The organism is Streptomyces sp. NPDC087787 (assembly GCF_044743035.1).
Lineage (GTDB): Bacteria > Actinomycetota > Actinomycetes > Streptomycetales > Streptomycetaceae > Streptomyces.
In genome coordinates this window covers 159,304-176,168 of the sequence record NZ_JBIUVQ010000006.1, presented here as the reverse complement: position 1 = coordinate 176,168, position 16,865 = coordinate 159,304, and the positions used below count along the sequence as shown (strand labels likewise).

The window sequence follows — 16,865 nt, the reverse complement described above, 5'->3', positions numbered from 1 at the left end:
GTGCATGGCGTTGAATGTGTGGTTCTTGCTAGTTCCTGAGCAAGCGTTCTAGGGCTGGACGTCCTTTTGGGGCGCAGTGGAAGACTGTGGGAACCCTCCGAGAAGTGGGGGGCGTAATCCACTTGCATGCCATTTGGCTGTGGTGTGCGGGTCTGACGCGGTGTGCCATGTGACTGGACCGGAGGCGCTAGATGACGCTGCCGTCGTGGCAGGACGAGAAGATCGGGAGCAGGAAGATCGGGGGCATGGTGCGTGCGGCGCTGTGGCTCCTGACAGTGGTGGAGGAAGGCAACACGTTCACGAAGGCCGAGTTGCGTTCTGCCTTCCCGGACGTCGCACAGATCGACCGCCGTATCAGGGAACTGCGTGACCGGGGCTGGCGCATCGACACGAGCCGTGAAGACGCTTCTCTGAAGCAGGAAGAGCAGCGGTTCGTCTCCCGGGGCGCGGAGGTGTGGATTCCGGGCCAGGCGAAGGCGCCCAAGCACAAGAACAGCCTTACGCCGGCCCAGCGGCAGAAGGTGTTTGAGGCGGACAGCTACCTCTGCCGGTCCTGCGGCATCGCAGCCGGCGAGGAGTACGAGGACGGTGTTATGCAGTCCGTGCTGAATATCGCCCGTCGCAAGGTGCTACTGGCTGATGGGACGGAGGAGTACCAGTTCGTCACCGAGTGCAAGAAGTGCGGCTCTGGGCGCGCTGACCGTGAGGTGAACTTGGGAGCCCTGCTTGAGCTCGTAGAGGGCCTGTCTCCTATAGAGCGGCGGATCCTGGTCGGCTGGATCAACGCGGACCGGCGGTCGCTGGAGCCGATCGACAAGCTGTGGGGCCTCTACAGGACCCTTCCTGAAGAGGCCAGGAAGACCGTTGCCGGAGCGCTCGACGATGTTGACGCGCCTGGCGACAACACGGACGACTGAGCAGAGAAGAGGGACGGGGAAGTGATGCTGCGGGAGTTCCCGCCGCCGCCGCGCGCGGACGAGTTCAGTGAACTGATCAAAATGAAGCTCCAGGAGGTCAAAGCCGCCGGCGGGACGAGGGAAACCGTTACGGTCGACTGGAACGAGCAGCAGGCCCACGTGGAAGTCATCGACCTTCCGCTCAGCGGGCTCTACCTCAACCCCGGCACGCACAGGATCCGTGCTCAGCGCAGCCACAACGCGGCCTCCGATGAGGCCCTTGAGAGGGACCCCTGGATCTCGGACAGCCAGGACTACCTCACGTTTCTTCTCAAGGCGTCGCCCACCGATCCCAACTTGCGCGATCCCGAGTTCGAAAAGCTCAAGGAAAGCCTGGAACAGTTCGGGCAGAACGATCCGGGACTTGTAACGCACCAGGGCGTGCTGGTGAACGGCAACACACGGGCCGTTGCGCTGCGAGAGCTTCGTGGACAGACGATGCGTGTGGGCGTGCTTCCGGAGTCGTTCACCTGGGCGGACATCAACGCTGTTGAGCTGTCGCTCCAGCTCCGCATGGACCACCGCCGCGACTACACGTACATCAACCGTCTTCTCGCCATGGAGGAGCAGGCGTCGCTGGGCAGGACACCTGAACAGATCGCTAAGGCTTTCCGGATCCATGTGAAGACCTACCACCAGGAGCGCTGGATCCTCAGCACAATCCAGGAGTTGATCGACCGCAGCAAGAGCGGCGGAGGAGTGGCGCTGCGGCTCGTCGACTGGGAGGGCGCTAAGGAGCGCCTCAAGGAGCTGCACCGGCTCTACGTGAAACTGGAGACCGTTGACAAGGACCAGGCGGAGATCCTCAAGGAGTGGAGGCTGGCGGCGATCCTCCTCGAATTCTCCAAGACGGACGTCAGGAACATCGACGAGGAGTTCCTGAAGGAGGACTACCTGGCCAGCAGGCTCCCGGCCCCTCTCAAAACGGGCGCGCCCGGCACGGACGATCAGGACTCCGTGTCCATACCCGGGCTGGGACTGACGATCCCGGGTGCTTCCTCGGCCGTTTCGGAGGCCCGGGCACTCAACGATCAGCTTCTCAGGGCTGCCGCTGCGGCCCGCAGTACGGGAGCCGGTCTCCCTGACCGTGCCAAGGCACAAGGGCAGGCGTTGCTCGACGATGCCAAGAAGGCCTTCGACGAGGCGATCGAGACGGCGAGCAACAGAGCCCGGGTGCGTAAGCGCAAGCAGCTTGCGCCGGCTCGATTGGCGGAGGCGAGCGCACGCATCGACCAGTGTGTGATGGATCTGGTGCAGGCCCGTACGTCCAACAGCTTGGACGAAGAAGCCTTTGACGAAGCGGTACTGAATCTGCGGAGCAGCCTTCGCAAGCTCGCCCAGCAGGCCGGCCGCGGTCTGCCCAGCCCCGGTGACGGGGTGGCCTGGCTGCTCAAGGCTGTGTCCTTGGAGGACCCGCGGTGACGGACTCAACCGGAACCTCCCTGCGTCTCGGGTTTGACGAGACGCGGACCCGGGTCGTCCTGAGGGCAACCGACCAGTACCGCCAGGACCTCGTCCAGCTGGCCGCCCGATTCCGTTCGGGCGGCCAGCTGGACCCGCTCAGCGCGTCAGTCGCGCTCGACGAACTGCTGGCCAACCTTGGACTTCTCAGCGGATGGCCGCATCACTCCGGCGTTGAGTGGGCCCCGGAACTACGCGACCTCGTGGCCGGCGTCGTACAGGACGCCAACACCGTAAAGGCACGGCTGGCCGGGACAGAGCCGCGCGGCGAGGTCGTTCCCGACGAGGTGCCGCTACTGCTGGGGGACGCCTGGCAAGCGGAACTCAGCGAGTTCCAGCGCCGGGACATCGCCAAGCTGCTCTCTCTGCAGCACGGGGCGAACTTCAGCGTGCCCGGAGCGGGCAAGACCCGTGTGGGACTGGCGGTGTACGCCGCGCAGAAGGCGCAGGGCAGGGTAAGCCGGCTTCTGGTGGTCTGTCCGAAGTCGGCGTACGAGTCATGGCGTTACGAGACGGCTGTGTGTTTGCGGTATCCGCTGCGCACACACGTCCTCGATGGCTCGATGGACCAGTGGGCCGAAGTGCTGATCGTCAACTACGAACGGCTGGACCGCTCACTGGCCCGACTTGCCAGCTGGCTGAAGGCTTCCCCCTCCATGATCATCCTTGATGAGGCGCACAGGATGAAGCTTGGCGCCCGGGGTACCTACGGTGCAGCGTGCATGGCACTGGGGCCCCTGGCGGCGCGGCGGATGATTCTCACGGGTACGCCGGCTCCGAACGGCTCCAAGGACCTGGAGAACCTGCTGGGGTTCGTCTGGCCGGGCCATGGGCAGCGCAGCGTGGTTCAGGCTGTGGCGGGGGGCGACCTCGCCTATGCCAGTTCCGTACTGAGGCCCTTGTTCACGAGGACGACCAAGCAGGAGCTGGGCCTTCCTCCCATGCGGCTGAGGATGCGGCACGTCGACATGCCTCCTCTCCACAAAGAGATCTACGCCTCTCTGGTCGGCGGTATGAGCAATGGCACAGCGAGGGACGACCTCAGCTCGCTGGGCAAGACAGCGCTCCGACTGCTGATGGCCGCGACGAGTCCAGCCCTGCTGCTTGAGGGTGCCAGCCGGTACGAACCTCTGGCGTACCAGTTGCCGCCGCTGGACATCCCCGAAGGCAGTTCCCTGTACTCGCTGATGCAGAACCTGCCGGACTACGAGCTGTCGCCGAAGTACAAAGAGGCGGTGGCGATCGTTGCGGAAAACGCTGCTCGGGGCCGCAAGACACTGGTCTGGACGACGTTCGTCCGGAGCCTCACGACCCTGGAGAAGATGCTGGAGAAGTACGGTCCTGCGGTCGTCTACGGCGGCACGGTGGACCGTGACGAGCAGCTGCGCCGCTTCCGAGAGGACCCGGGCTGCATGGTGCTGGTCTCCAACCCTGCGACGCTGGGTGAGGGCATTAGCCTCCACCACGTCTGCCATGACGCGGTATACGTCGACCGAGATTTCATGGCGGGACGATTCCTGCAAAGCCTTGATCGCATTCATCGCCTTGGTCTGGCACCGGACACGGACACCAGGGTCACGGTGCTTGCCGCGCGTGACACTGTCGATGAAGTGGTAGAGGCGCGTCTCGACCAGAAGCTGGAGTTCATGGGGCGGATCCTGGACGATCCCACGGTGCAGCAGCTTGCTGACCTGGAAGAAGAACCGTCGGTAGCGGCGGGACTGGCACCCAGCGACATCGAAGCCTTGCTTCGGCATATGGGCAGTCGGTAGGTTCTGTGGGCCCCGATTCCCGGTCCGGCTTGACTTGGCTGGGCCGGGTGCCGCCGGGTCTTCGCCGACAGGGCGGGCGGCTTGTCACAGAGCAATGGGAGACTCTTGGTGCCCCCGAGACAGTAGTTGATCACTGTCTCGGGCAGATCCCGCCCGTGAGCTACACCAGGAGGAGCGCCCATGCGCGCCAGCGGCCGTAAACGCCCGCAGTTCGCCTCGCCACTGACCTCGATCGAGATCTGCGCGGGGGCCGGCGGGCAAGCCGTTGGGCTGCACAACGCCGGCTTCGATCACAGGGCTCTCGTTGAGTGGGATCCGCACGCTGTTCAGACTCTGAAAGCGAATGCGGCGGGATGGCCTGGGTGGAACGTTAAGCGGTCTAATAGCCTGCGTCCGATGGACGTCAACGATTTTCTGAAGTCTGATGAATATAAAGACTTGGAATTGAAGCCAGCGGATCTAGATCTGCTGGCGGGTGGCGTTCCGTGCCCCCCGTTTTCATTGGCCGGGAAGCAGCTCGGCAGGGACGATGAGCGCGATCTTTTCCCTGCTGCCCTGGAAATTATTGAGGCCCTTCAGCCTAAGGCTGTTATGATCGAAAATGTGCGGGGGATTCTGGAGCCGCCAGAGGTCTTCATTGAGTATCGTGCAGAGATCCTAGAAAGGCTCAAGGGGCTTGGTTACTCTGTCCCGCTGCTGAAGCAGCAATGGACCCCGGCGCGTCAAGACGTAGCGATGCGAAGCGTCTGGCGGCGATTGGACGCAAAGGACTTTGGTGTTCCGCAGCTACGCCCCAGGGCCATTCTCGTTGTCTTCCGTGAAGATATCCTGCCCGGTGATGGCTCGGAGTTCTCGTGGCCGGTTCGCCTGGACGGAGATGAAGCTACTGTGGCGGGGGCGCTTGAAAAGACAATGAAGGAGCGCTGTAGGGATTTCTGGGACAAGAATGTCCGAGGTGAGTCGGCCGGGCCCGGTGAGCGCACCGGGAAAGACGTTTTCGAAGACTGGCTGGAAAACTCCGAGAAAGCCGCGGCAGCAGGGCGCGGCGTGGCGCCGACCCTCGTAGGCGGGTCAAGGAAGCATGGCGGAGCTGACCTGGGCCCCACCAGGGCCAAGCGGGCGTGGGAGGCTCTGGGAGTGAACGGTATGGGTCTCGCTAACGATCGCGAAACATGTGACCCCGAACGCGATCTCTTCAGAGATGTTGGCCCCATGCTGACGGTGGAGCAAGCCGCCATAATCCAGGGATTTCCGCGCGGATGGGAATTCCAGGGAGGGAAAACGGCTCGCTACAGGCAGGTGGGAAACGCCTTCCCGCCGCCAGTGGCCGAGGCCGTTGGCCGGGCAATCGCGGCCGTTCTTCGTCCGGAACACCGAGAAGAATTGCTGAATGGCTACGTGATGGATGCAGGCGATACGGCTCCACAGGCAGATGCTGCCGGACAGATGGAAATTTCCATCTCAAGGTCCGGGCGGCCCAGTACGCCGCGAAATAACAGCGTCAGCGATCTTCTGAGCGCAGGAATCTGACGGATCGTGCTCCCAGAAGCGGAGCACGAGCCAACCGGCTTCGCGTAGCCTCCGATCTGTGTCACGGTCACGTTCTATATTGCGGAAAACTTTTTCCGACCAGTATCCAGAGTTTGTTCTGGGGGGTACGTAGTGTTCGGGGCATCCGTGCCAGTAGCAGCCGTCTATGAATACGGCTACCTTCGTCGGACGGAAAACCAAATCTGCGGTTCGTCGCAGGTCTGGCAGGGGACGCGCGGCGACGCGGTAGCGCAGCCCTCGAGCGTGGACTAGTCGCCGAATAAGTTTTTCGGGCGTTGTGTCGCGGCTGCGGATCGCTTGCATATTGCGGCGGCGGGCCGCAGACGAAGCCCAGGAACCTTCCGGCGCTACCCACGCGAGTTCTTCTGGCACACCGCAGAGGTTAGTCCGGGGACGGGTGCGGTGCACACGTGCGGTTCAGCGAGTAGCGCTTGATCATGTTGCGTCGTCAGTAGGTCTCCGGTCGAACCGCGCGAAGGCCTGCCGTCGTGGCGGTCCCAATTGTGCCGATGCTGTCACTGGTCGGTCTTCGCATAGAGGGTGTCCGTGACGCCGCACCGGCGCAGGTAAGCGTGGAGGCCCCTCAAGCTGTAGGTCTCGTCAGCGATCACCTGGTTCGGTACGCAGCGTGGTTGGACGGTTCTCGCGTGGCGACGCAGATCGCGGATCCGTTCGAGGAGGGTGGGTGCCCACGCGACGGTCAGTCCACCCCGGGAGCACAGCATGCGGAACCAAGGGAGCCGGTAACTCGCCATCCTCGTCAGTGAGTTCGTGATCTGAAGGCGCTATTCGGCCGGTTGCGGGCGAGCCTTGGTTCGCAGCCAACCCGCCTGCCGCTGTGGGGGCGGCAGTTGTCGGCTGCGTTGCGATGGTTGCGTGTGCTGGAGTCTCCCATGCAGGCCGTTGTGAAAGTACTGTGACGGCGTTGTATATATGGTGCATGCATCTTCTGCCCTTACCGGGTCGGTGCCGTGTCAGCGCACCTGGCAGGGAAGGCAGTAGGGGAGGTCTGCTGAACGGTCAGTCGCAGCCTCAGGCGGGCAGGCGGTTGCGTAGGGGGGAGCGAAAGGCAGATGAAAGCCGGGTACCAGCACTGGCATGATGTTCTCTCCGCGGAATTCTTCGGTGAAGAACATGCTTTGCGAAGCACTGTCCTGTACGTCGACGATGAGGTCGAGCGGGAACTGGCCGAGCGCCACGGCATTGAGACGGGCCTAGCCCGGGCTGTTGCTGACGAGCTGAACTGGAGCGACCCGGAAAGGCCGCTGTTCAGCAGACCGCAGAGGCTGTGTGCGCTGTGGGCGCAGCGTGGGAGCACGGGACCGCCTCCGAGCCTTCCGGTGCTGGCTCTGTCGGTGTTGGCCGCTACCCGCATGGCTTCCTCCGACGGAATGCTGAAGTCCAACTTCTACGGACGTTGGATACGGCTGTTTGGCGAGCAGCCCTCCACACCTCGGGCGAAGAGGTTGGAGCACGCTTTCCAGGACGTAGCTGCGATGTGGGAGGAGCTCGACACCTGGCTGGACGCTACGGGCAGCCTCTACGGCGCCAGTACCGTCAGTACAGACGAGCTCTACTGGAAGATTGGTTACCCCATCTCGCAGGCGCTGGTTCGAGGTTCAGACCGACAGGTCCTCACCCGTTTCTTCGCCGCCACGCGCTTGCGGCCGCACAACCCCAATCACGTTTCCGGCCGTGAGCTGCTGCGGCGACTGCGTGTATGGACCGCAGGCCGAGACCGACGTCTGTCCTCTCGACTGATGGAGGAGCTCGCCAACGCTGCGGAGACGGGGGAGAGCCTGGTTACCAGTTTGCTTAAGAGGCTCGCCGATGACTGGGACGGCACCTTGCACGAACCGGAGCGCGAGCACAGGCGCCGCGCCATTGGGCTCCGCCTCATGGTCGGGGACCGTGGCAGGAGCCTTGAGTGGCTCGCCGAGGTGAGCGATGGGATAGACGAGACTGAGGTCGCTGTTCACGGCGGCCGTACTTTTGCGCTCTGTAAGGAGTACGGCGGCGTTTACGGAGGACTTGAGTCGCTGCGCCCCTCTGCGCAGCAGTTGGAGAACGGTATTCGCCTTGAAGGCGAGGACTTGGTTCTGGAGTGGGTGCCGCTGGAGGTTGTGCTGCTGCGGGTGCATCCGCACTTGGGAGAGTGGGTGAGCACGGAGTACTTCGAACCCGGCGAGCAGCATTGGCTCCTGGCCGCCGATTCCGCCGTCGGAGAAGTGCGCTCCATGGTCAACGCTCTGGGCGGGCGCACCGTCCGCGAATCGGCAGCGCCAGTGCCGGGGTGGAAGGTTTTCAAGGGCGTTCGAGCTGTCAACGGCTTGGCTTTTGCCAGGGCCCTCGACCGGGGCGGAGACCACACGCACGTTCTGGAGCCCCAGATCCGGCACCGCGCCGAGCTGACCGGCGGACTCCGCATCGCTTCCGAGTATCGGGTTGGCGCCGGAGTGGCAGGCCACTTCCTGCGAGGAGGTGCCCCGGACCTCCTGCTGCCCGCCAGCGAGTCCGCTGATGGTCGAGTAGAGGTCGTACTCGACGGCAGCACCGAGAAGTTGCGCGCCGATCCCCGGGTGCCCTTCCCACTCAGCGTTATCCCCCTCGACGAAGGGGAGCACCGCGTAGGCACGGTAGACAGCAGCCAGGTGTTCACCTTGCATGACGGACTGCACGAAGGCCTGCCACCGGGAACCGGGACGCTTGGCTATCGCTGCGGCGTCACCGATCAGAGCGAGCTGAGTGAGGTGAGGGGTTCGGAAATGGCCATCCGAGGTGCCCATGCACCGGCCGGCCTCCGGCTTCCGCGCACCGAGCTGGTGCGGGCCAGCGTCCTGGAAGCTGTCCTGATCGATTCCTGTGGCAATGTCCGCAAAGTAAGGCCGACGGCTGCCCCACGATGGATGGCATCGCGTCTGCCACAAGACGCCCTCGGCTCCTGTCTGGAGGTCGACGTGCCGGAGGGCTATGTCTGGCTGGTATATCGGACCTCAGCCCGGTGGTCGGTCAGAGCTGTGATGGCAGCGGCGGATATCCCCCCTCCTGCTCCAGCGGATGACGACTATGCCTGGGCGTATGCCGTGCTCAGTGCCTCCCAGCGTTCGCAGTTGCCGGCCTGGGCCGACTATGTAGCGGCAGCGGAAGCGATCGCCGGAAGGCAGGGTGCCTGATGACTGAGTCAGGAGACCTGCTGCTGCGCTGGGTGAGTGAGCAGGGCGCTGGCGCGCTGTCCGACGTCAAGCAGGGCATGTGGTGGCTTGCCGCCAAGTACTGCCCTGAGATAGAGCCGGGAGCCCCGGGCCGCTGGCTGCGCGACGCCGTCTCCCTTGCCTACATGGACATCGACTGGCGCAACAGACGTTGGTGCGCGGCCCCGCCCGCACTGACACGACTGCCGCAGGCCCGCGGGCTGGCGGTCCTCACGGGGAGCCGGACGGCCGCTTTCGACGCTCGTCTAGCGCAGGCAGTGCAGGACGGCCTGCTAGAGGTCTTCCGTGTACCCAGCGAGCGCCCGCCGCGAGACATACCTCTGCCTGCTTCGCTGATCGTCCAGTTCGATGACGAGGACGGGCTCGCCCGATGGGCGGCCGATCTCGGTGTCCCGTACACCCCTTGCTTTGCCCTCCAGGGCGCTGTGCTGCTTCCGCCACTTCGACTTGAGGTGCGTACTTCTGAGCCGGAGTACGGCAGGCCGCTGGAGCAATACGACCTCGAACGTGGCGCATACCAAGCCGTGCGCCGGCCCCAAGGCGACGGCCTGTACCGGCTCAAGCGGCGCGACAGTAAACGCGTGTGCCAAGTCCGGCGCAGTGGCGAGTGGTACGAGACCAGCCACGAGCAGGGCATCTACTGCGTACTCCAGTCCCAGAAACCGCAAGCCGACGTGCTGCGCTGGCTTCCAGAAGAGGACTGCGGGCGGGAGAGGTTCGGGACCCTTTATGTCGACTGGGGATACCCCCTGCCCGACCTGCACAGGCGGGTGGCCGTCATGTGCTCTGGCCTCGCGCCCCGCATCAACACGTTGGCCGAGAACCTGGCGTACGACAATGTGCCCCACGCAGTGGCCGTGAAGATCGCGAACTCGCTCGGGCAGCGACTCAGGGAGGACAACGATGAGTGAGACCGCTGCGGAGCAGCCCGGCAACGCCGTGCAGGACACAGACATCCTGACCTCGTTCGAGCACCTGAAGGAAGCGCTCTTCCGCTACTACAACACGCCGTTCGGACTCGCTGACGAGTACCTTGAACGCGAGCGGCAGGCACTCTTCGACGTGGACGGCGGGGCATGGAGGCGCCCCCTTCTAGAAGTCCGTCCGAGATACGTCCAGATGGATGCCGGCATAGTGGAATCCGTCCGGGAAGCGGGGGCCCATCCCGACCTCACGGAGCTGGTGCAGCTTGGACTTCTGCAGGGGGTTCCCTCGCTCTACGAGCACCAGCATCGAGCCCTCGTCGCCGCAGAGCGCGACGCGCGCGACATCGTCGTTACAGCCGGCACAGGCTCCGGCAAGACGGAGTCGTTCATGCTGCCTATCCTGGCGGACCTGGTCCGCGAGTCAGCAGACTGGTCAGCCGCTTCACTTCCGTCGAACCGTTGGTGGGCGTCTCCCGACGGCAACTACCAGGCGCAGCGGGCAGGCGAGAGCGGGCGGCATGCGGCAGTGCGCGCTCTGGTCCTCTACCCCATGAACGCTCTCGTCGACGACCAGATGATGCGTCTGCGCAAGGCACTTGACAGTGATGGCGTCAGAGCCTGGCTCGCGCGTGCGCGGCCCGGTCATCGCTTCTACTTTGGCCGCTACACGGGAGCGACACCCGTCCCGGGCGACATCGGCTCAAGCGCTGGAGTGAAGACGCTACGCAAGGAGTTCGCCGCGACCGAGGAGCGCTCGCGCCAGGCGCAGAAGGCAGTTGGTGACGGCCGGTACTTCATCCCCCGCTTGGACGGCGCGGAGATGCGCAGCCGCTGGGACATGATCCAAGCGCCTCCGGACATCATGATCACGAACTACAGCATGCTCAACGTCATGCTGATGCGCTCGCGTGAGTCAGGGATCTTCGATAAGACGCGCCGCTGGCTGCAGGAAGTCCCAGACGCCCGCTTCACTCTGGTCGTTGATGAGCTCCATATGTACCGCGGCACCGCGGGTACCGAAATCTCCTACCTTCTGCGCAACCTGCGCCACCGTCTCGGACTGGACGACAAGCCGGAGAAGTTCCGGATCCTCGCCGCATCCGCCTCCCTCGAAGCACCGCGCGATCTGGACTTCTTGGAGGAGTTCTTCGGCACAGAACGCAGCCGGTTCGAGGTCCTGGGCGGCCAGCTCGTGCTCCCGCCGCACACCCGGACCGACATCTCTAAGTACGCCGGGGCATACGCTGCCCTGGACGCGGCCACGGAACCTGAGGAAGCCGGAAGGCTCCTCCGTGACAGCGGGACGGACGAAGCGTTTGTCAACGCCCTGCGCGACGGAGACAGGCTCATCGCAGACTTTGACACGGAAGTGGCTGCACGGCTGTTTCCTGCCGCGGACACCGCGACCCGGGACAAGGCGCTGCGCGGAGTCCTCAATGCGTTGCGCCGCTCACAGGACCCGAAAGCCCCCAAGCTGCGCGGACACCTCTTTTTCCGCAACATTCCAGGAGTCTGGGCCTGCTCGGACCCCGCATGCCCGGATACCGAACGTCCAGATGGCAGCGAGCGGGCTGTCGGCAAGCTGTACTCCCGGCCTACGCCGCGCTGTAGCTGTAACGCACGAGTCCTTGAGCTCCTGTACTGCCAGAACTGTGGAGACGTCTTCCTAGGAGGCTACGCACCGCAGTCGGCTTTCCGTAATGCCAGCAACGGACAGTTCAAAGCTGGACTGCTCGCAGACCTGCCTGACCTTGACTCTCTCCCGGATGCTGCCGCTCTCGGGCCGAGTGCCGCCAACTACATCGTCTACTGGCCAAGCAAGGACACCCCTGCCACGGACAAACCGGATTGGGACACCACGTCGGACAAGGGCACACTGAGCGCCAGCTTCGAGTTCAAGCGCAGCAGGTACGACCCGCTCACCGGGATACTCCGCAACCACCGCGACCACACTGGCTGGTCCTTCCACGTCAGCGTTCCCCAGCCGAAGCGGGGAAGTGCCCGGCTCAGACTCGAAGACATTCCTGCGGCACCGACCCGGTGCCCTTCGTGCGGCGACGATTGGGAGCTGCGGCGGATCGGGAGTGAGAGCCTCAGCCTGCGGGACTCGCGCCGCATGCGCACGCCGGTCCGATCCATGCGCACTGGTTTCGAGAAGGTCAACCAGGTACTGACGACCGGCATTCTTTCTCTCCTGCCTAACCGGCAGGCAGTGGTCTTCTCCGACAGTCGGCAGGATGCGGCCAAGCTGTCCGCGGGCCTCGGGCTGCGCCACTACCAGGACCTCCTGCGTCTGCTGCTTGCTGAGGAGATCGAGGCCCAGGGCGATCCGGCTGCCGACCTCGCAGCCGTAGCGAACTTCTACCGCAAACTGCCTGGTACTCGGGTGGACAAGGAGGCGGCCAAGGCCGCGCGCGGTCGGCTCAGGGCGCGGGACCGGGATACGTATGACGCCTGGGAGAAGCTCCAGAAACCTCGGACATCCGACAGCCTTGACGACCTTGATGATGATCTCCCCGATCCTGCGGAGGAGGCCGCGCTCTACAACCGCCTAAGCCACCTGACCAGCCTCGACAGTCATGGCGCTGCGATCGCAGAACGTCTTGTGCATCTCGGCGTCAACCCCGGCGGCCCGAAGGCGTCCCTGCAACAGACTGCCAATCAGAAGGGCACGCTGCCGCAGTCCTGGACCTCGCTGTACCAGTGGCCCGAGAACCCGGGCGGCAAGGTGCGCGATGAATCGAGCCTGGTCCTGAGCGAGCGGCAGGAACATCTGCGTCAGGACATACGTGAGTCGCTCAGCAGCGAACTGCTCAGCGGCCTGTATGGCAGCGCCGGCCGTGACTTCGAATCCCTCGGTCTGGGCTGGCTCACCCTCACGACCGATCAGGCGCCGCTCGAAGCCGAGCGGGCCTCCGATGCCGCGCTCGCCCGGGCGAGCCTGCGCGTCCTCGGCCATATGCGTCGATTCGCGGGACTGCGTAGTCCCGCGGATATCGCGCCAAAGAGGCTCAGGGAATTCTGGACCAGTGCCGCAGAGCACCTTGGGCAGGACCCCGACGATCTACAGGCAGCCGTGGAGCGCACCTGGGGTAGTGCTGTCGTCGGGTATGTCATCCAGCCCGCGCACGTCGCGCTGCGCCACGGCCGCGCTGTCTCCTGGACCTGTTCCGTCTGTCGCCGTCGTCACCTCCATCCAGGCATAGGTATCTGCACGAAGTGCCGCCGTCCCCTGCCTGCGGCGCCTGAAGCGTTCGAGGGCGCCGACACCGATTACTACGCCTGGCTGGCCCGCAAGCAGTTTGGAAACTTCCGGCTCAACACTGCCGAACTTACTGGTCAGACCGACCGCCTAGACGCGCAGGCTCGGCAGGCCCGCTTCCAAGGGATCTTCTTGGACGGCAAGGAGCACAGGCTCCCTGACACCCTCGATGTCCTCTCCGTCACCACCACGATGGAAGCCGGAGTAGACATCGGCCCGCTTTCAGCCGTCCTCATGGCCAACATGCCGCCAACCCGGTTCAACTACCAGCAGCGTGTCGGACGGGCAGGACGTCGCACTTCGCCCGTCGCGCTCGCGCTGACTGTGTGCCGCGGCCGTAGTCACGATGAGCACTACTTCCAGGATCCCAAGCGCATCACCAACGACCCGACCCCGCCCCCGTACCTTTCCACCGACATGAGGGACATCTATCAGAGGGTCCTCGCCGCGGAAGTCCTGCGCCGGGCGTTCGATGCAGTGCAGGCCGCCACCGAGGGCGAAGTGGGAATCGATCCGACTCGCAATGTTCACGGCCAGTTTGGCCACGCCGCAGACTGGCCCGCCGTAAGCGACGCGGTCAGTGCGTGGATCAAGTCGCATGATGCCGAGATCCGAAGCCTTGCCGAAGCCCTCGCTGACCGTACCCGCAGCACCTGGTCGCCTGCTGAAGCAGCGGCATGGGTTGCCGAGGAACTCGTCAGCAGCATTACGCGGATCGCGGACGCGCCTGGCGGTCACCACGAACTCAGTCAGCGACTAGCGGAGTCCGGCCTGCTGCCGATGTTCGGATTCCCTACGTCAGCGCGTTATCTGTACACCAAGCGACCATTCGATTCGTACCCGTGGCCGCCTAGCGGGGTCGTCGACCGGTCACTGGACATCGCCATCTCCCAGTTCGCACCCGGCGCTGAGACGGTCAAGGACGGGCAGGTTCATACCGCTGCGGGAGTCGTCGCATTCACGCCGACCGGCAGGACCCCACGCGCTGTGGACAAGCCATTCGGTCAGCCCGCCTCCATCGGTATCTGCCGTGCTTGCGGCCACCTCGCGCAAAATGTGCAGCTGGCCTTGAATCAGGAGGAAGATACCTCGCCGCCGCCCTGCCGTGCCTGCGGGGCCGCTGACGGCTCGTATCGCGAGATCGAGCTCCGCGAACCGGCCGGCTTCTACTCAGCAGGCAAAGCCCGGGACTTCGACGGCAACTTCGCATGGAGGGCACGGTCACTCGCTCCGCGCACCGCCACTGACCTCGACAACGACGCACCGCAGAGGATCGCGACACCTGGCATGGCTGTCCACGCCGGCAAGGGGGAGAAGTATGCAGTCAACGACAACGGCGGCCGGCTGTTCACCTTCGCCAGAGTGAGTCCCACCGCACGCTGGTCCGGCGCATACCTGGAAACCGGTGCGGCCGAGCTATTCCCCTGGCTCACGAAGGAGATCGCATCCGGAGAGGAACCGCTAGTCACCGCCATCGGCGCGACCCAGCACACGGATCTGTTCCTCCTCGGACCTCAAGTCGGCGAGATTCCGGAACTCGGACTGCGTCTCAACCTGACCTCAGTGCCGCAGAGCACAGGTTTCCCGGACGACCGCTCGGGCAGGCGGGCGGCCTGGTACTCGCTTGCTGCGCTGCTGCGGGCTGCTGCAGGCTCGATCCTCCAGGTGCAGCCCAACGAGATCGCATCCGGCATTCATGGAGCCGGCTCCGGAAGCAGGCAGGCGCGCACTTTTGCCTTCCTCTCCGACACCTTGGATAACGGCGCCGGATACTGCACGCACCTGGCTGAGCCGAATGTGTTTGAGCAGCTCATGGCGACTGCGGACCGCATGCTGGCTAACTTCGCGGCTGGTTCGCACGGCCGTGACTGCCGCGGCTCGTGCTACCAGTGCCTACGCGACTACACGAACATGGCCTATCACAGCCTGCTCGACTGGCGACTGGCCGGTGACCTCCTGGCCATCCTCAAAGGCCGGGAGGCAGTGGGCAACCAGCGAGCTCACCGGGTCGCGGGACTGCTTCGCAACTGGGCGTCCGACTTCCCGCCTGAGGACGCGCAATTTGTGGATGATCTGGGGGGTGCCGGGCCGGCTGTCCTTTTCGAGGAACGGGTCTGGCTGGCAGCGAAGAGCCCGTTCGAGGCAGCTGACCAGTCGTTGCCGCCCTCCTGCCGGATCAGTACTGTGCGCGGCGCTGCCGCAGCCGACAGCCGGGGCGTCGCGGACGTGGTCTTCGTTGACGACTTTCTCCTGGACAAGGCGCCGACCCGAGTCACGGCGCTGCTTGCCGACTTCGGCGCTCCGGAGTGATGGCTTTCGCGGTGCCGCAGCACCCAGATGTGCTGGGTGCCTGACGTTGGTGGCCCCTGGTCTCCGAGGACGGAGACCAGGGGCCACCTGCCATGACAGCCGGTCGCCGGGACCCACCAGCGCGGGCGTTATCGCCCGCTCTCCCCGCCCCGCAAAGAAGACAGCACCAACCGCCCGTACCGCGTGGTCAGAGCCGCGGCCGTCGCCGCCACCGACAACCCGAGGCCGACGAGAAGGTGGGACAGGGAGTGGTCGTCCAGGACCTGGAGGATGCCCAGTGCCGTGCCGAGGGGCAGGCCGAGGATGGTGAGGACGCCCAGGGCGCCGCTGATCTGCTGGCTTTCCTGGGTCTGGACGAGTCGGCTGTAGTCGGCGGCCTCGGCGAGGATCTCGGCGAAGCGGGCCGGGAGGCGGTGCTGGTGCTGGAAGGCGAGGAGCAGCTCGTTGGCGGGGCCGTGGGCCGTGAGGTGCTGGCGCCAGTAGCCGCTGCGGAAGAGCGCGATGCTGCGCTCCAGGGTGGCTACGCGGCGGGCCAGGCGCCGGGGCGAGGTGAACACGTCCGAGAGTTCGTCGGTGAGTTCGTCGATGTGGTCGCGCTGGAGGGAACCCAGCAGCAGGGCGTCGAGGTAGACGGTGCGGGAGTGCAGCGCGCCGAACTCGAAGAAGTCGCCCTCTCCCGTGTCGGGCCGGTGGCCGAGGAAGGCGGCGCCCTGCCGCAGCACCAGGGCGCTCCAGTCCGCGGAGATCCGCACGGCACCCTTGAGTTCCTCGGCGGCGGTCTCCGGAGCCAGGGGAAAGTCCTCCGAGTTGGAGCGTGAGGCCAGTTGCCACAGCCAGCTGTCCGCCGTGGCGGGCAGATCGCCTTCCCGGCCGTCGCGGAGGGAGGGGGTGTGCTGGGCCGTCGGGGTCAGGAAGGCGATCGTGTACGGGCGGGCTATGGCGAAGGGTGTGGCGGAGTCACGGACGTCGGCGATTCCGGCGAGGAGCGTGGCCGGGTCGAACGATCCGGTGAGGCCGGTCACCGGGTCGTCGTCCATGGTGAGCCGGCGGCCGGCGAGGGACCGCAGCACTGGGAGGAGCGGTCGCTCCACGGTGAAGTGCAGGACGACGAGGGCGTGTTCCGGGTCGCGAGCGGTGGCCGCGCGGAGCAGTTCCATGCCGAGCAGGTGGAGCTCGTCCTGCTTGATGTCGAGCGACAGGTGCCAGCGCCGCGGCTGTCCCGGAGTGCCGTAGAGGGTACGCGCGGAGGCGGGCGTGAAGTACGTGGACCGGGTCGTCGCGTCCGTACGACGGCTGCCGAGCTCGAACGGGAACGGGCCCTCCGGCCAGCCGGGGGCGCGGCGCAGTCGGGCGGGCAGGACGACGGTCAGTTCCTGACGAGCGCCCATGACGTCGTCCAGCGATGGCACGTCGTT

Annotated in this window: 9 protein-coding genes; 7 read left to right on the top strand and 2 right to left on the bottom strand. The window is 65.1% G+C overall.

The features are described 5' to 3' along the window. Positions 1-191: 191 nt before the first annotated feature. The 4 genes from ACIOWN_RS12245 to ACIOWN_RS12230 all read left to right on the top strand — a co-directional run bounded on the left by ACIOWN_RS12245 (position 192) and on the right by ACIOWN_RS12230 (position 5,719). Positions 192-917 (top strand): hypothetical protein, encoded by a 726-nt coding sequence (locus tag ACIOWN_RS12245; protein WP_401981938.1) that lies wholly within the window; start codon positions 192-194, stop codon positions 915-917. Between the two features lie 24 nt (positions 918-941). Next, positions 942-2,378: a hypothetical protein gene (locus ACIOWN_RS12240; protein WP_401982138.1), complete on the top strand. Its 1,437-nt coding sequence runs from the start codon at positions 942-944 to the stop codon at positions 2,376-2,378. Further along, positions 2,375-4,189, top strand: coding sequence for a DEAD/DEAH box helicase (locus ACIOWN_RS12235; RefSeq protein WP_401981935.1), 1,815 nt, complete (start codon positions 2,375-2,377; stop codon positions 4,187-4,189). The genes ACIOWN_RS12240 and ACIOWN_RS12235 overlap by 4 nt, the downstream gene beginning before the upstream one ends. A 180-nt stretch (positions 4,190-4,369) precedes the next feature. Then, on the top strand, positions 4,370-5,719 hold the full coding sequence (locus ACIOWN_RS12230) for a DNA cytosine methyltransferase (protein WP_401981932.1): 1,350 nt from the start codon (positions 4,370-4,372) through the stop codon (positions 5,717-5,719). On the opposite strand, the gene ACIOWN_RS12225 is transcribed toward ACIOWN_RS12230, so the two are convergent. After that, positions 5,651-6,112: a very short patch repair endonuclease gene (locus ACIOWN_RS12225; protein WP_401981929.1), complete on the bottom strand. Its 462-nt coding sequence runs from the start codon at positions 6,110-6,112 to the stop codon at positions 5,651-5,653. The genes ACIOWN_RS12230 and ACIOWN_RS12225 overlap by 69 nt on opposite strands. A gap of 701 nt (positions 6,113-6,813) precedes the next feature. Here ACIOWN_RS12225 and ACIOWN_RS12220 point away from each other — a divergent pair. The 3 genes from ACIOWN_RS12220 to ACIOWN_RS12210 are packed head-to-tail and all read left to right on the top strand — an operon-like array spanning position 6,814 to position 15,450. Further along, positions 6,814-8,913 (top strand): hypothetical protein, encoded by a 2,100-nt coding sequence (locus ACIOWN_RS12220; protein ID WP_401981927.1) that lies wholly within the window; start codon positions 6,814-6,816, stop codon positions 8,911-8,913. Further along, complete coding sequence (locus ACIOWN_RS12215; RefSeq protein ID WP_401981924.1) at positions 8,913-9,863, top strand: hypothetical protein; 951 nt, start codon at positions 8,913-8,915, stop codon at positions 9,861-9,863. Before ACIOWN_RS12220 ends, ACIOWN_RS12215 begins: the two co-directional genes overlap by 1 nt. Then, positions 9,856-15,450 carry a DEAD/DEAH box helicase gene (locus ACIOWN_RS12210; protein WP_401981921.1) on the top strand — a complete coding sequence of 1,865 codons (5,595 nt, stop codon included), beginning with the start codon at positions 9,856-9,858 and terminating at the stop codon, positions 15,448-15,450. Before ACIOWN_RS12215 ends, ACIOWN_RS12210 begins: the two co-directional genes overlap by 8 nt. 128 nt (positions 15,451-15,578) lie before the next feature. On the opposite strand, the gene ACIOWN_RS12205 is transcribed toward ACIOWN_RS12210, so the two are convergent. Next, positions 15,579-16,838, bottom strand: a complete 1,260-nt coding sequence (locus ACIOWN_RS12205) for a hypothetical protein (protein ID WP_401981918.1) — start codon at positions 16,836-16,838, stop codon at positions 15,579-15,581. Positions 16,839-16,865 lie beyond the last annotated feature (27 nt).

Coding starts and splice junctions, on each gene's coding strand:
- ACIOWN_RS12210 (WP_401981921.1), top strand. CDS start 9,856: ATGAGTGAGACCGCTGCGGAGCAGCCCGGCAACGCCGTGCAGGACACA.
- ACIOWN_RS12240 (WP_401982138.1), top strand. CDS start 942: ATGCTGCGGGAGTTCCCGCCGCCGCCGCGCGCGGACGAGTTCAGTGAA.
- ACIOWN_RS12205 (WP_401981918.1), bottom strand. CDS start 16,838: ATGGGCGCTCGTCAGGAACTGACCGTCGTCCTGCCCGCCCGACTGCGC.
- ACIOWN_RS12245 (WP_401981938.1), top strand. CDS start 192: ATGACGCTGCCGTCGTGGCAGGACGAGAAGATCGGGAGCAGGAAGATC.
- ACIOWN_RS12230 (WP_401981932.1), top strand. CDS start 4,370: ATGCGCGCCAGCGGCCGTAAACGCCCGCAGTTCGCCTCGCCACTGACC.
- ACIOWN_RS12220 (WP_401981927.1), top strand. CDS start 6,814: ATGAAAGCCGGGTACCAGCACTGGCATGATGTTCTCTCCGCGGAATTC.
- ACIOWN_RS12215 (WP_401981924.1), top strand. CDS start 8,913: ATGACTGAGTCAGGAGACCTGCTGCTGCGCTGGGTGAGTGAGCAGGGC.